Origin of the sequence: Chryseobacterium sp. 3008163, assembly GCF_003669035.1 — a bacterium.
Lineage (GTDB): Bacteria > Bacteroidota > Bacteroidia > Flavobacteriales > Weeksellaceae > Chryseobacterium.
Map to the genome: position 1 here is coordinate 2356766 of NZ_CP033070.1, position 13983 is coordinate 2370748.

15 protein-coding genes and 2 pseudogenes are annotated in these 13983 nt (G+C 34.4%); 8 read left to right on the forward strand and 9 right to left on the reverse strand.

Annotated features, from left to right (window positions below; all coding sequences use genetic code 11):
- Positions 1 to 66 precede the first annotated feature (66 nt).
- Both EAG08_RS10600 and EAG08_RS10605 read left to right on the forward strand, forming a co-directional pair.
- The gene (locus EAG08_RS10600; RefSeq protein ID WP_129535408.1) at positions 67 to 1131 is read left to right on the forward strand and encodes a sensor histidine kinase; all 1065 of its coding nucleotides are present in this window, start codon (positions 67 to 69) and stop codon (positions 1129 to 1131) included.
- Positions 1118 to 1854: pseudogene (locus EAG08_RS10605) on the forward strand (LytR/AlgR family response regulator transcription factor). The gene EAG08_RS10600 and the pseudogene EAG08_RS10605 overlap by 14 nt, the downstream one beginning before the upstream one ends.
- A gap of 1 nt (position 1855) precedes the next feature.
- On the opposite strand, the gene EAG08_RS10610 reads toward EAG08_RS10605, so the two are convergent.
- From EAG08_RS10610 to EAG08_RS10625, 4 genes and pseudogenes are all read right to left on the reverse strand, one after another.
- On the reverse strand, positions 1856 to 2764 hold the full coding sequence (locus tag EAG08_RS10610; protein ID WP_129535409.1) for a DUF6268 family outer membrane beta-barrel protein: 909 nt from the start codon (positions 2762 to 2764) through the stop codon (positions 1856 to 1858).
- A 121-nt stretch (positions 2765 to 2885) separates the two neighbouring features.
- The gene (locus EAG08_RS10615) at positions 2886 to 3149 is read right to left on the reverse strand and encodes a CPCC family cysteine-rich protein (RefSeq protein ID WP_129535410.1); all 264 of its coding nucleotides are present in this window, start codon (positions 3147 to 3149) and stop codon (positions 2886 to 2888) included.
- A 67-nt stretch (positions 3150 to 3216) separates the two neighbouring features.
- Positions 3217 to 4281, reverse strand: a complete 1065-nt coding sequence (gene thiL, locus EAG08_RS10620) for a thiamine-phosphate kinase (RefSeq protein ID WP_129535411.1) — start codon at positions 4279 to 4281, stop codon at positions 3217 to 3219.
- Positions 4282 to 4365: 84 nt separating this feature from the next.
- Positions 4366 to 4859 (reverse strand): annotated as a pseudogene (locus tag EAG08_RS10625) (acyl-CoA thioesterase).
- Positions 4860 to 5129: 270 nt separating this feature from the next.
- On the opposite strand from EAG08_RS10625, the gene EAG08_RS10630 reads away from it, so the two are divergent.
- From EAG08_RS10630 to EAG08_RS22060, 5 genes are read left to right on the forward strand one after another with little or no spacing between them, the layout of a single operon-like run.
- The gene (locus EAG08_RS10630) at positions 5130 to 6335 is read left to right on the forward strand and encodes an NAD(P)/FAD-dependent oxidoreductase (RefSeq protein ID WP_129535412.1); all 1206 of its coding nucleotides are present in this window, start codon (positions 5130 to 5132) and stop codon (positions 6333 to 6335) included.
- A 6-nt stretch (positions 6336 to 6341) separates the two neighbouring features.
- Positions 6342 to 6749: an energy transducer TonB gene (locus tag EAG08_RS10635; RefSeq protein WP_129535413.1), complete on the forward strand. Its 408-nt coding sequence runs from the start codon at positions 6342 to 6344 to the stop codon at positions 6747 to 6749.
- 6 nt (positions 6750 to 6755) lie between these two features.
- Positions 6756 to 7394: a DUF2306 domain-containing protein gene (locus EAG08_RS10640; protein WP_129535414.1), complete on the forward strand. Its 639-nt coding sequence runs from the start codon at positions 6756 to 6758 to the stop codon at positions 7392 to 7394.
- 5 nt (positions 7395 to 7399) lie between these two features.
- On the forward strand, positions 7400 to 7936 hold the full coding sequence (locus tag EAG08_RS22055; RefSeq protein ID WP_228446500.1) for a hypothetical protein: 537 nt from the start codon (positions 7400 to 7402) through the stop codon (positions 7934 to 7936).
- Positions 7912 to 8319, forward strand: coding sequence for a YARHG domain-containing protein (locus EAG08_RS22060; protein ID WP_228446502.1), 408 nt, complete (start codon positions 7912 to 7914; stop codon positions 8317 to 8319). The genes EAG08_RS22055 and EAG08_RS22060 overlap by 25 nt, the downstream gene beginning before the upstream one ends.
- Positions 8320 to 8331: 12 nt before the next feature.
- On the opposite strand, the gene EAG08_RS10650 is transcribed toward EAG08_RS22060, so the two are convergent.
- The 3 genes from EAG08_RS10650 to EAG08_RS10660 form a co-directional block, all read right to left on the reverse strand.
- Positions 8332 to 8730, reverse strand: a complete 399-nt coding sequence (locus EAG08_RS10650) for a DUF2809 domain-containing protein (RefSeq protein ID WP_129535415.1) — start codon at positions 8728 to 8730, stop codon at positions 8332 to 8334.
- Between the two features lie 94 nt (positions 8731 to 8824).
- Positions 8825 to 9481 carry a thioredoxin family protein gene (locus tag EAG08_RS10655; protein WP_129535416.1) on the reverse strand — a complete coding sequence of 219 codons (657 nt, stop codon included), beginning with the start codon at positions 9479 to 9481 and terminating at the stop codon, positions 8825 to 8827.
- A 16-nt stretch (positions 9482 to 9497) separates the two neighbouring features.
- A complete protein-coding gene (locus EAG08_RS10660; RefSeq protein ID WP_129535417.1) occupies positions 9498 to 9998 on the reverse strand; it encodes a TlpA family protein disulfide reductase in 501 nt (166 codons plus the stop codon).
- Positions 9999 to 10261: 263 nt separating this feature from the next.
- Between EAG08_RS10660 and EAG08_RS10665 the strand changes: the two genes are divergently transcribed.
- Positions 10262 to 10714 (forward strand): energy transducer TonB, encoded by a 453-nt coding sequence (locus tag EAG08_RS10665; protein WP_129535418.1) that lies wholly within the window; start codon positions 10262 to 10264, stop codon positions 10712 to 10714.
- 51 nt (positions 10715 to 10765) lie between these two features.
- Here EAG08_RS10665 and EAG08_RS10670 read toward each other — a convergent pair whose 3' ends face one another.
- Both EAG08_RS10670 and mutS read right to left on the reverse strand, forming a co-directional pair.
- Positions 10766 to 11044, reverse strand: a complete 279-nt coding sequence (locus EAG08_RS10670) for a hypothetical protein (RefSeq protein WP_129535419.1) — start codon at positions 11042 to 11044, stop codon at positions 10766 to 10768.
- Between the two features lie 311 nt (positions 11045 to 11355).
- Complete coding sequence (mutS, locus tag EAG08_RS10675) at positions 11356 to 13944, reverse strand: DNA mismatch repair protein MutS (protein WP_129537252.1); 2589 nt, start codon at positions 13942 to 13944, stop codon at positions 11356 to 11358.
- Positions 13945 to 13983: the final 39 nt, after the last annotated feature.

The following is a 13983-nucleotide window of genomic DNA, read 5'->3' on the forward strand; positions in this document are numbered from 1 at the left end:
TCTTTACGTATTAGAAACTGCAGTTTTGCGGTTTCTAATTTTTTATAAATCTACCTTGCTCAATCTATGACAAAGCCTTTAGTCTTAAAAAAACATATATTAATTATCATTTTCTGGCTTGTTTTCGGGATGGCGATCTGGATGCAGATTCAGGTTGACGCCGGAATGTATAATGCCTTTATACAGACTTCTATCATCCTGATAAGTTCTTTTATTTTTGCTCATTTCTTAACCGACAAACTTCTCCCAAAAGCACTGATTTCCAAAAAGATGAATCAGTTTTTAGTAGAAGCCGGAATTGTAATTATTTTACTGAGTTTTATATTCTCGTTTGTCTTTGCTTATATCAATATTGACGCGCAGACTCCTCTTCCGCCAAGTTTCTCGGGGCATTTGGCTGTCTTATGGAAAGGTTTTTATTTATCAATTCCTGCATCGCTTCTCATTATCGGAACTGCTTGTGGAATAAGGTTTTATCTTGAACACGGAAAAATAGAACGGGATCATATTTTATTACAGCAGGCACATTTGGAAAGTCAGCTTAAACTATTACAGGATCAGATCAATCCGCATGTGATGTTCAATGTTTTGAATCACATTCATATTTTAATGAAAACGAATACGGAGCTTGCTTCTTTTCTGTTGTTAAAATTTTCTGATATTCTGCGGTATCAATTGTATCACTGCAATAAAAATCAGGTTATGGTCAACCAGGAAATTCAATATCTCCAAGATCTGGTGGAAGTTGAAAAATTGAGATGGGGAAATGAACTAGATGTAAAAGCCACCTGGGATATTAATAATAAAAAAGCTTTCATTGCTCCTCTTCTGCTCGTTCCATTTATAGAAAATGCTTTTAAATATGTTTGTCGTTTGCCCGGACACAAAGGCTACATCATCATTTCATGTAAAGAAAAAGACAATACGCTTTCCTTTTATGTTGAAAATTCTTATTCAAACATCACCACTTACAAAAAGAAAGACAGCGCACACGGAATCGGCCTTCAAAATGTAAAAAAACGGCTAAATCTTCAATATCCGGATTCACACACGTTAAAAATCGAATCTAATGATGACATCTACAAAGTTTCTTTAACTTTAAAATTATCCCAAGAAAATGACGAACAATAATCTTCCCAAAATGAAATGCTTAATTATAGATGATGAGCCGTTAGCGAGATTTCATCTGAAAGAAATGGCAGATCAAATTGATTTTTTAGAGGTTGTAGATACTTGTGCAACTGCTTTGGAAGCCAATTCTAAAGTACAGGAAAAACAGATCGATCTTCTTTTTCTGGATATTAACATGCCTTATTTAACGGGCTAGAGTTTTTGGAGCAATTAGAAAACCCGCCGTTGTGTATTCTTACAACCGCTTATTCGGAATATGCTTTGGAAGGATACAGACTTCAGGTAGTTGATTATTTGTTGAAACCTATTGCTTTTAATCGTTTTTACCAGGCGGTGAATAAGGCACAGCAACAATTCATTATGTCTGAAAAAATAAAAAAGAATACCCCTTTCGATGATCCTTTTTTGTATGTGCGACAGTCTGATTCTTTTATCAAAGTTTCGTGGGTAGATATTTTATTTATTGAAAGTATGCAGAATTATACGAAGCTTCATTTTAAAGACAAATCGCTTGTCATTCATCAAACGATGAAAGCTATCGAAGAATCGCTTCCTGCTGAGCATTTTTTCAGGATTCATAAATCATTTTTAATCAATATCACTCATATCGATATGATCTCAGGAGGACGTTTATTTATCAATAAAATTGAGCTTCCTATATCCAGAACCCGAAAAGAAGAATTGCTCAATCAGGTTGTTTATAAGAAGCTCATTAGTAAATAGTTTAGGGTAAATTCCAACGAAGGGCAACTGCTACATAAAATGTGCTTGAAAATCGGGGATCTTCACCTTTTTTCATCTTAAAAATGCTTTTTATTTTGCGCTCGTTTTCATTGAAGCTTCTCAGTAAAGCTGTTCCTCCCGTTAATTTCAGGCTTACTGATTCATTGATTTTAATTTCCGGTCTTAAGCCTGCTGTGATCTGCTGATATCCCAGTAATACAGATTTTCCGTCCTTGTTCCTTTCTACGGTCATTCCGTTTAAACCAACAACAGCTTTTAATGCAAATTTGTCCGTGAACTGATAGCCGGCTTCCATTCCTTCCGGAAAATTGATGTTAAACTTAATTTTATTGCCTGTTTTCCAATCAAAATAGATCCAGGGCATAATCATCGGAACTCCAAACGCAGTGGTCAGAACGGGTCCTAAGCCAAGAGCCAGGTTAGGATTAAAATTCTTGATAAAAAGTACTCCACCCTGTCCTAAAACATCATCAAAATCTACATTTTCAAGATCTGTATAGACGCCGACTGATGCCGTCATCATCATGCTCCATTTTCCACCTAAAGGTCTTAAATGTTGCAAACCGACCTGAGCGTTCAGCATTTGATCAGGAAACAGCTGAGTTTCATAGTTTCTGTGAGACATTTTAGCGTAAGAACCATTGGCGAGTAAAGACCACGACTTCACTTTACCATCCTCATTTTTCTTCATTGATAATGGAATATTAAAGCTTAGATCTACCCTTTTAAAATCACTCTTCGAATCCGTTTTCACACTATCCTCCGGACGGATATAGCTAGAGTGTGGAATATATTCTGTTTTAAGCTCCCCGGAAATTCCGGTCTGTGCATTTACCCAACAATTGAAATGGGTCAAACAATAAAAAGCAGTCAAAAGACCTTTCTTCATAATTAAAAAATTTATGCAAAGAGAGGTCTTCGTTTCTTTTTTACAAAAATTACTTGATTAAGTGTCGAGATGCTATGATGAGTTGGAATAATGGAAGGATGAGATAAAACTGATATTGCTTTTAATTTGTTTTCTTATGAATTTTATTCTCCGGATTTTTTACAACATTTTTCACAAATCGTTCTTCACATGCTCCAAATTTTATAAAATTTTCCCTGCCTTTTTCTAAAGTCATATGATTCGGATGACTAATTTTTTTCAAATCAAAACATCCATCATCTTCCCAAAAACAAGCTTTACATATATTGTAATTTCCTCTTTCCTTTAGAGTAAAATATCCACAACAATAGCATTGAACGCTTAAATTGTTATTTGGTTCATCCATACATTTAAAATCAACAAAAAAGCCACTACAAATAATGCAGTGGCTTCACAATATTTAAAATTAAATTTTAACCGTTTTGCTGATTGCTTAAAAAAGCATCCCAACCTTGTGCTGTCAACGCAACCAATTGATTAGAACCTCTTGCTACCATAAAATTCCCTTCTTCCTTATCAACAGCATGGCCAATGATGCTAAAATCAGGATGATTTCTCATCTTTTCAAAATCATTTGGAGAAATCGTGAACAATAATTCATAATCTTCTCCACCGCTTAATGCCGTCATCACTGGATTTAAATTCAAATCATCCGCCGTTGTAATCGTCAGATTATCCATCGGAATTTTCTCTTCATACAATCTGAAACCAACTTTCGACTGGTCAGAAAGATGCAGAATTTCCGAAGCCAAGCCGTCAGAAATATCAATCATAGAAGTTGGTTTGATATCTAATTGCTCTAAAATTCCTTTTACATCGGTTCTTGCTTCCGGTTTCAATTGTCTTTCCAAGATATAATCAAAACCTTCCATTTCAGGCTGCATGTTTGGGTCTGCTAAGAAAACGGCATGTTCTCTTTCCAAAATTTGAAGTCCCATATAAGCGCCACCCAAATCTCCACTTACTACAAGCAAATCATTTGGTTTTGCGCCGCTTCTTTTCACGATATTTTCTTCATCTTCAATTCCGACAGCAGTAATGCTCATGACCAAACCTGCATTGGAACTTGTTGTATCTCCACCGATTAAATCAACTTTATATCTTCCGCAAGCCGCCTGAATTCCGGCATACAATTCTTCCAAAGCTTCCACGGGAAAACGGTTTGAAACTGCAAGAGAAACCAAGATCTGCGTAGGCGTTGCATTCATCGCAGCAATATCACTAAGATTTACCACAACAGCTTTGTAGCCTAAATGCTTCAATGGAACATATCCTAAATTGAAATGAACTCCTTCCGCCAAAACGTCAGTCGTTAAAACTACTTTCTTGTTTCCGGGATTGATTACAGCGGCATCATCTCCTACTCCAAGTTCCGAAGACTCGTTGGATAAAGGAAAAAATTCCGTTAGGTGTTTTATCAGTCCAAACTCTCCTAATTTAGAGATTGGCGTTAATTCTGGTTCTTTATCTTCAAACATAAATTTTATATAAGTAATTGGTAATTGGTAATGAGTAATTTTAAGTGCTGTCAATAAATTAAACTCAAGACCTTAAACAATAAGCTAAACAGCTAATAGCGATGGATCAATATTTTCCGGGCGGAAAGGAAGTTTTTTAAAATCTTCTCTCGTCATCAATATGGTTTCCGCAGTTTTGTATTTATTCATCGCTTCGACAACGTCATCTGGTGGGGAAGTCATTTTCCTCAACATGGTATCAATCCAAACTCCTGTCGCTTCTGAAGTGGCACAATGTGAACCATCAGGAAGATAAAACTTATGTACAAAACGGTAGATTGCAGCATCTTCTGCACACCCGTCGATTTCAAGGCTTACGATTACTTTTTGGTCTGCGAAAATTTCTTTAAAAAAGAAAATCTTTCGTGCATAATCACCGGACCAATTCCCCAACGGCTCATTTGGGTAACTCCCATTTTTTCTTTTTTCATAAAAGCCATTCTAGTCTGCGCGCAATATTGCACGTAAGACGAATTGGCAAGATGTTTATTAGCGTCTAGATCGCTCCAGCGTACTTCAAAGGTATGATAGAAAGTCATTTAATTTTGTTTAAAAGTGAATTATTGAATAGTAACCATCTGAAGTATCTGCAATGTTTGTCATTCCGTAGGAATCCAAACAAGACCATTTAAATCAGCTGAGATTCCTACGGAATGACAAACTAGATAAAGAATGAGAAAAAATACTTATTGTGGTTAATAATTTCGTTTAAAAATTCAAAAATTATAATCCTCAAAATTACTCAAATAAGATGGTTTATAAAAATTGTAGTTTTGTAAAAATAATCTTCAGCATAAGATTACATAGTTATGAAGCAAATTATCATTATCGGAGGTGGTGCAGCAGGATTTTTCTGTGCAGCAAATCTTGACGAAAAGAAATATAAAATCACCATTCTCGAACAAAATTCAGATGTACTCCAGAAGGTAAAAATTTCGGGAGGCGGAAGATGCAATGTTTCTCACGCATGTTTTGACCCAAAAGAATTGGTTCAGTTTTACCCTCGTGGAAATAAAGAATTACTCAGTGTTTTCACCAAGTTTCAACCTGGCGACACGATGAATTGGTTTGAAAAACGAAAAGTTTCGTTAAAAATTGAAAATGACAACAGAGTCTTCCCGGAAAGCAATTCTTCTCAAACAATTATCAATACTTTTCTGAATGAAATTCAACAGAAAAATGTTGAAGTGAAAACGAAATGTTCGGTAAAAGACATCATTAAAAAAGACGATCAATACTTAGTTTCAACAAGTTCGGGAGACTTTTTATGCGATTATGTCATCTACACCACAGGAAGCTCGCCGAAATCTTTAAAGATGCTTCAAAATTTGGGACATAAAATTATTGATTTGGTTCCTTCGCTTTTTACATTTAATATTAAAGATGATTTGCTGAAAGATCTTTTGGGAACAAGTTTTGAAATGGCAGAAACGTCGATCCCGAAATTAAAAACTGAGGAAAGCGGACCATTGTTAATTACGCATTGGGGACTTTCGGGACCTGCAATATTGAAAATTTCGGCTTGGGAAGCGATTAATCTGGCGAAAGTAAAATACAATTTTGAAGTTCAGGTTAATTTTATTTCAAAAGATATTAATGATGCAGAAGAATTATTTCAGAATTTTAAACAGTCAAATCCTAAGAAATTAATTGGATCATCGAAAATTTTTGAGGTGACGAATCGTTTTTGGCAAAGAATCTTGGAAGTTTCAAAAGTTGATTTAAATAAACAAATTGCCAACATTTCCGGAAAAGAAATACAGATGATTTTGGAAAATCTCTGCAAAAAGAAATTTCAGGTAACCGGAAAATCTACTTATAAAGATGAATTTGTGACTGCAGGTGGTGTAGATTTGAAGGAAATAAATTTTAAAAATATGTCTTCGAAATTGTTGACTAACTTTTATATTGCTGGAGAAGTTTTAAATATCGACGCAGTAACTGGTGGATTTAATTTTCAAGCTTGCTGGAGCGAGGCGTGGCTGATTGCACAGGATTTGAATAATTTAAACTAAAAAAATATGAAAAAAAATTTAGTCCTAATCTCATTTTTAGGCTTTACACTTGCTTTTTCTCAAGTACAGGAAGGAATAAAGGCAAGCCAATCTTCCAGAGAAACTTACGTTCCTGAAGCTGATATTCAACCTTCTTTTCCCGGTGGAATTAACGAGTTTAGAGGTAAAGTTGCACAAAAAATAAATATTAAAAAAATAAAAAATGCAACAGGGAAAGTAAACTCAACAGCCAAATTCGCAGTCAACATGCAAGGTAATATAGAAAGCATTACTGTGTTTGGAAATAATGATGATCTTAATAGCGAAGTAGAAAATGCAATAAAGTCAATAAAAACCAAGTGGAAACCTGCAACATACAAATCACACCCTGTGAAATATTGGTTTCAGCTTCCTTTTTCCGCTTTCATTGATTAATCATAAATGCTTTCAGCTAAAAAAAATATTCAGAATATCTCAAAAATCCTTTTAATAATCGGGTTCGGGTATTTCTTTTGGCAAATGCTGAAAATCACTTTAGAATATATTCCTTTAGACTCCAATGTCAGTTTTTTAATGATTAAACAAACTGAAGTCGTAGAAAGACCTGAATATTTATATTTTTTTTACAGCCATGTTTACACGAGTATTTTTGTTTTATTGGTAGGATTTCTGGCCATTCTAAGAAAAGATTTCGGATTGAAAAACTTTCATAGAAATGCCGGTAAAATTTATATTTTTTTGATCTTAATTTTTGCAGCACCTTCCGGAATTTATATGGGGATTTTTGCCAATGGTGGTTTTTTATCTAAAATTTCGTTCGTTATTTTAGGCTGCTTATGGTGGTTTACTACGTTAAAAGCTTATCAATTAGCCCGGCAAAAGAAATTTAAAGAACACAAACAATGGATGTGGCGAAGTTTTGCATTGACAATTTCTGCCATCACTTTGAGAATGTGGAAAGTAATTATTGTATATTTATTCCATCCAAACCCGATGGATGTTTATCAAATCATTGCGTGGCTCGGCTGGGTTCCGAATATTATTTTAATTGAATATTTAATCAGAAAAAAGCACATTTAATTTATATGAAAATTTTAAAATTAACTTTAATTGCTCTGTTTACAATTGGTTTGACAAGCTGTAAAAAAGACGCTACAACCGAAGAAAAATCTAAAGACAGTTTAACTGCTAAAAAAGATTCTGTCGTCATTCCCGAAGTTCATAAAGAATATTATGGAATTTATACAGGAGAATTTGCCGGAAAAGAGATGATGCATGATAATGAAGCTGATGAAGACTATGAAGGAATAAATATCAAAAGACTGTCTTTAAAAATTAACCGAATTACTCAAGATTCTGTGTATGGACAAAGTATTGTGAACGGAACACAAAGACCTTTCAGAGGTATTTTTAACGAGAGTTCTCAATCTTTTATTTTGGATGAACCAGGAAATGATAAAACCGATGGAAGATTTGAAGTTAAACTTAAAAACGACAGCATCACCGGAAAATGGACTGCTTTTAATAAATCTGCAGTAAAAGCTTCTTTGAAAAATTTAAAACTGATTAAAAAGAGTTTGTCTACAATCCGAATTTTATGCTGGATCAAAATTCTGAATTAATTGATTGGGAAAATCCGAGAGATTTTAAAGAAAAATATACCGACGAAGAAACAGGAAAAACAGAAACATACACCCAATCTAAAAATAGAGTTGCTTCTGATGCGGTTTTTAAAATCAATGCTTCAAAACAAAAACTGAGCGAAAAAGACATCAAAAACCTTCGAAAACTCGACATGGAAATCATTAAAAATTCGGTTTTCGCAAGACATGGTTATTCATTCAAAAAACAGACTTACAGAAACTTTTTTGAACAGACCGATTGGTACATTCCGGTTTCCAATAATGTTGACAGCGAGCTTTCCCCGATGGAAAAAGAAAATGTAGCTTTGCTGAATCGTTTTATAAAATATGCGGAGGATAAATATGATTCTTTTGGAAGGTAATTTTCCCGAAGATTAAACGGATTTTGAAGATTCGTTTTGATAAAATTTAATTTTAACCAAAAGATAAAGGATCAAACATCCCACTCCATAACATATAATATCAATCCACGAGAAAGAATTTCCGATAACAATATACATTAGGCTTCCCGGTTGGAAGCCTAATTTGTCTGCAATGTTGAAAAATTGAGCAAACTCTATCAGGCAAGAAAAAGCAAAAATTCCGAGAATTAATTTTGTGTTGTTGGTTATGAAAAAGCTTTTCACAAGAGTATATAAAAGCATGACAACTATGACATCTCCCAAATATGCTCGGATAAAGAATTGATCTTTTAAAACGGTGGCAATTAAAACCTCAACAAGGAAAATAAGGAGGGTTAAAAAGAAATATTTCAGGTTAAATTTAAATTTCATCGTGATTAATTTTGGCTAAAGTATTTGATTTTGTGTTAAAAAAAGAGCGGACTAAAGTCCGCCCAATATCTATATTTTATTTAAATATCCGAAATTATTTTTTCACTTTTATCGTGCATCCGATGGCAACGGTTTTATTCATTTTTATCGTTTGATTTTTAATTAAAGCATCCACAGCATCTTCTACATAACGCTCTGAAACATCATTCGGGTCTTCATAATTATTATCTACTGCTCCGATGTATTTCACGATATTTTTTCCATTTTCTTTCTGAAGAATAAAAACGTGCGGCGTTTTTGTCGCACCATATTGAGGATATATTTTCTGACCTTCATCCACCAAATACGGGAACGTAAAACCTTTTTCTTTGGCTCTTGTAATCATTTGCTGATAATCATCTTCAGGCTGTACATTCGGATCATTCGGGTTGATTGCAATCACGGGATATCCCTGAGATTTGTACTTTTTGTCAAGTGCTACAATTCTGTCTTCATACTTTTTTGCGTACGGACAGTGATTGCAGGTAAAAACAACGATAAAACCCTTGACTTTTTTAAAATCGCTCAGAGAAACCATTTTTCCGTCGACATTTTTTAGTTTAAAATCTGCTGCTTCATCCCCTACTTCATATCCTTTTGAAGACGAAATCTCACGCTTAGGATTTTCATTTTTATCGCTGTTGATTTTTGTAAAACTCAGTAATCCAAGCACTACAATAGCAGCTGTCGTTAAAATTTTAAAGTTTTTCATAGTATTTCGATTTTGTTTAATTTAAATTTTTCACAATCGTATTCTCCAACTCTTCTTTGCTCATTTCGCCATCATTGAAATGTACTTTTTCTCCATTTTTATAAAAAATCGTTACCGGAATATTTCCGTCCCAGTTTTTCTCGAAACGAGGAATCCAGGTATTCATTCTTTTAATATCATCCAATAAAACCACTTCCGCAGTGAGGTTTTTCTTTTTGATAAATTCAATCACACGTTCTTTATCTTTGGCTCTGTCTAAAGAAACTAACAGCATTTTATATTTGGGATTGCCCTTAAATTTTTCGTTGACTTCCATAAAATCCGGAAGTTCTTTCACACACGGAGCGCAGGTTGTCGACCAGAAATTTATAACCAATACTACATCTTTTTCTTTCTTAATCTTATTTTCTAACTGTTCATATTTAATCATAGGAATATCATTTATAATAATTTGTTCCTGTGAAAAATAAAAAGACATACTGAAAATCAATGCAATTAAACTCGAGAACTTCTTCATACTCAAAATTAGCGAATGAATCTGTATATCAATACGATACCGTTGTTAAACTTTGTTAATTAAATATTTTTGTTAAACTACGAATTTTATTCTCCCTTTTCTTTTACCTCCCTTCGGAATTAATAATTATAAAATTACCTTTTAAGTTCGTTTTTAGTTTAAATTTTTCTAAGCATTGGTACTAAGTTTGATACCTTTCAGCTAATTAACTACACATCTGGGAATTATTTTCAGAATCAGTGTTACTAATAAAATCAAATGGAATGAAAAAAGCGATTTTTTTGCTTGGCTTGTCTCTGGGAACATTTATTTATGCTCAGGAAACTGCCAATAAAAACACAATTGAAAACAATATATCAGAGATACCCAACTATAGTGAATTGGTAAAGAAAAAGATTAATTTAAAAGATGTTGTAACCTCTGCAGACAAAGCGCCCGAATTCCCTGGTGGTTTTGAAGTTTTTAAGCAAAAATATTTTGAAGGAATGCCCACTGTCAATCTAAAGCAAAATCAAAAGCTAGATACCCGCATTTATTTTGTTGTTGAGAAAGACGGCTATGTAAGAAATATTGCAGCTATCGGAAGCGACAAAAAACATGTAGAAGCAGCAGAATTAGGCGTTAAAAGAATTTTTACTCGCTGGAAACCAGCAATGATTGGAGACAAACCAGTACGTTATCTTTATACATTTCCTTTATCTTCGAGAAAGTTTTAATTGATTATTATTACACCTATTAAATCATCAATCTTAAACTTGTGATAAACTCTACAGATGATCGGTCGCTGATTTTCTTTCTTCTTTATAAGCAAAATAAGCCAGCCCACCATAATAAGAACCGAAAAGTAAAAACCTTCCAAAATTGGTCATTACTTTTCCATCGCCTCTGATTTCTGGATTTGTAATCCCCAAATATTCTAAAAAATTCTCGGCTAAAACAGTAATCAGAATAATCGGGAAGAGAAGTAAAATCTTAAGAAAACGAAACTTAAGTAACTTTCCTCTCTGCTCGTCTGAAAAATTAAATAAAAGATATTTATTCGCCAAAAAATAGAAAGAAAGGTATTAAAAACAATGGAGTTGAATCCCAATCCATTATAAAAATAAAACAGTCCGCTACAAAAAATCAGGGAAAGGAAAACGACACGGAATTTTTGAGGGAAAAATAAAAGAAAGATTACAGGAAAAAAAATCATCAGATCATAAAACCAAAGATCTACATATTGCTTTGCAACTTCTTTATCAATGTTTTTCCCAAACACCAAAATATAGAGATATTGACAACAAAGAACAACGTAGGATGCTGTGGTTTCATACTTCCAAAACGTCGGTTTTTTGTGAATAATACCTTTCATTTCCTACTTTCCAATCATCTTTTTAATGGAATTCAATTTCATCAAAGCTTCAATCGGCGTCAACGTATTAATGTCAATTTTCGTCAGCTCTTCTCTGATATTCTCCAGAACGGGATCATCAAGTTGAAAGAAAGAAAGCTGCATATTTTCTTCAGTTACTCTTTTGATGCTTTCAGAAGAACCACTTTGTGAACGGCTTGCTTCCAAAGTTTTAAGAATATCATTCGCTCTGTTCACAACTTTCGATGGCATTCCAGCCAATTTCGCAACGTGAATACCGAAACTATGCTCACTTCCACCCGGAATTAATTTTCTTAAGAAAATGATATTTCCTTTGTTTTCCTGAATAGAAACGTGGAAATTTTTCACTCGCTCGAAGTTGACAGTCATTTCATTCAGCTCATGATAATGCGTTGCAAATAGAGTCTTTGCCTGCGTCGGATGCTGATGAAGATATTCTGCAATAGCCCACGCAATCGAAACCCCGTCATACGTTGAAGTTCCACGACCGATTTCGTCTAATAAAATTAAGCTTCGGTCTGAAATATTATTTAAAATATAAGCCGCTTCATTCATTTCCACCATAAAAGTTGATTCTCCGGCAGAAATATTGTCGCTCGCCCCAACTCTTGTGAAAATTTTATCTAAAACTCCAATTTCCGCGTGTTTTGCAGGAACAAAACTTCCGATTTGAGCCATCAGACAAACAATTGCAGTCTGACGAAGAATTGCAGATTTACCCGCCATGTTGGGTCCGGTAACCATAATAATTTGTTGAGAATCTTTATCTAAAAAGATATCATTTGGAATATATTTTTCGCCTAAAGGAAGTGCGTTTTCAATGATCGGATGTCTCGCTTCTTTTAAATCGATTTTAAAACCATCATTTAAGACAGGTTTTGTATAACTTTCAGAAACCGCCAGCTCAGAAAGACCCACTGCAACATCAAGCTGCGCAATAATATTTGAATTTTCCTGAATTCTATCCATATAAATCATGGTATCTGAACAGACTTTTCGGTACAATTGATTTTCCAAAACACTGATTTTTTCTTCAGCGCCCAGAATTTGGCTTTCGTATTCTTTTAATTCCTCAGTGATGTATCTTTCTGCATTGACCAATGTTTGCTTTCTTATCCAATCACTCGGAACTTTATCTTTATGCGTATTTCTAACTTCAATAAAATATCCGAAAACATTATTAAAATCAATTTTCAGGCTTGTAATTCCGGTGCGTTCCACTTCACGCTGGCACATTTCGTCAAGGAAACCACGGCCTTTGTTTTGTAAACCTCGTAAATGATCGAGTTCTTCGGAGATATTTTGTTTGATGACATTTCCTTTCGCCAAATTGACAGGGAGTTCTTCATTCAGATGATTTTCAAGTAATTCAATCAAATCATCTAAAGAGTTTAATGGCTCTAACCAAGCTAAGACATCGGCATGAGGATGAAGTAATCCTTTTATCTTCTGAATATTAATTAAACTTTGGCGCAGATAACCTAATTCTTTAGGTGAAATTTTTTCTGCCGCCAGTTTTCCCATCAATCGGTCTAAATCTGAGATCGCTCTCAGTAATTCTGAAATTTCAAATTTCAGCTGATCATTTTCGTTTAAAAAATCGATTAATGAAAGTCTACGTCCAATTTCTTCTACAGATTTTAACGGAAGGATAATTCGTCTTCTCAACAATCTTCCGCCCATTGGTGTAGACGTTTTATCAATAATATCGAGCAAAGATTTTCCTTTCGGATGACTTGGATAAACGATTTCGAGATTTCTCAGCGTAAAATGATCCATCATCAGATAATCTTCCTGCGGAATAATCTGAATTTTGGTGATGTGCGCCAATAATTTGTGATGGGTATCTTCAACCAGATAAGCGAAAATCGCACCTGCTGCGGTAATTGCCAAAGGTAAACCTTCAACTCCAAAACCTTTTAATGAATTGGTTCTGAATTGATTCGTTAATTTTTCGTAGGCAAAATTATATTGATATGCCCAATCTTCCAATTTAAAAACATTTCTGTTTTTCAGCTGATCGGGAATCTGTACACTTCGCTGATAAATAATTTCACTCGGATCAAACGTATTGATGATGTGTAAAATTTTATCTAAATTCCCCTCGCTTACCAAAAATTCTCCAGTTGAAACATCGACCAAAGCGATCCCATATTTTTCTTTTTCTTTGTGAAGCGAAAGCAGGAAATTGTTCTTTTTGGAAGTCAAAACCTGATCGTTGAACGTAACTCCAGGCGTTACTAACTCAGTTACTCCACGTTTTACAATTCCTTTGACAGTCTTCGGATCTTCCAATTGGTCGCAAATCGCCACACGAATTCCGGCTCTGACCAATTTAGGCAAATAAGAATCGACAGAATGATGCGGAAAACCAGCCAGCTCGATATGACCGTCTCCGTTGGCTCTTTTCGTCAGAACAATCCCCAAAATTTGAGAAGTTCTCACAGCATCCTGCCCGAAAGTTTCGTAGAAATCTCCCACTCTGAAAAGCAAAAGTGCATCAGGATATTTCGCCTTGATGGTGTTGTACTGCGTCATTAACGGGGTCTCTTTCTTCGTCGCCTTTGCCATTGAAATCGTTCTTAAAATTGGGTTGGTAAAAGTATGAAA

Bases quoted from the DNA above. Each gene is read 5' to 3' on its own strand.
- EAG08_RS10600 (WP_129535408.1), top strand. From the start codon at position 67: ATGACAAAGCCTTTAGTCTTAAAAAAACATATATTAATTATCATTTTC.
- EAG08_RS10610 (WP_129535409.1), bottom strand. From the start codon at position 2,764: ATGAAGAAAGGTCTTTTGACTGCTTTTTATTGTTTGACCCATTTCAAT.
- EAG08_RS10615 (WP_129535410.1), bottom strand. From the start codon at position 3,149: ATGGATGAACCAAATAACAATTTAAGCGTTCAATGCTATTGTTGTGGA.
- thiL (WP_129535411.1), bottom strand. From the start codon at position 4,281: ATGTTTGAAGATAAAGAACCAGAATTAACGCCAATCTCTAAATTAGGA.
- EAG08_RS10630 (WP_129535412.1), top strand. From the start codon at position 5,130: ATGAAGCAAATTATCATTATCGGAGGTGGTGCAGCAGGATTTTTCTGT.
- EAG08_RS10635 (WP_129535413.1), top strand. From the start codon at position 6,342: ATGAAAAAAAATTTAGTCCTAATCTCATTTTTAGGCTTTACACTTGCT.
- EAG08_RS10640 (WP_129535414.1), top strand. From the start codon at position 6,756: ATGCTTTCAGCTAAAAAAAATATTCAGAATATCTCAAAAATCCTTTTA.
- EAG08_RS22055 (WP_228446500.1), top strand. From the start codon at position 7,400: ATGAAAATTTTAAAATTAACTTTAATTGCTCTGTTTACAATTGGTTTG.
- EAG08_RS22060 (WP_228446502.1), top strand. From the start codon at position 7,912: ATGCTGGATCAAAATTCTGAATTAATTGATTGGGAAAATCCGAGAGAT.
- EAG08_RS10650 (WP_129535415.1), bottom strand. From the start codon at position 8,730: ATGAAATTTAAATTTAACCTGAAATATTTCTTTTTAACCCTCCTTATT.
- EAG08_RS10655 (WP_129535416.1), bottom strand. From the start codon at position 9,481: ATGAAAAACTTTAAAATTTTAACGACAGCTGCTATTGTAGTGCTTGGA.
- EAG08_RS10660 (WP_129535417.1), bottom strand. From the start codon at position 9,998: ATGAAGAAGTTCTCGAGTTTAATTGCATTGATTTTCAGTATGTCTTTT.
- EAG08_RS10665 (WP_129535418.1), top strand. From the start codon at position 10,262: ATGAAAAAAGCGATTTTTTTGCTTGGCTTGTCTCTGGGAACATTTATT.
- mutS (WP_129537252.1), bottom strand. From the start codon at position 13,944: ATGGCAAAGGCGACGAAGAAAGAGACCCCGTTAATGACGCAGTACAAC.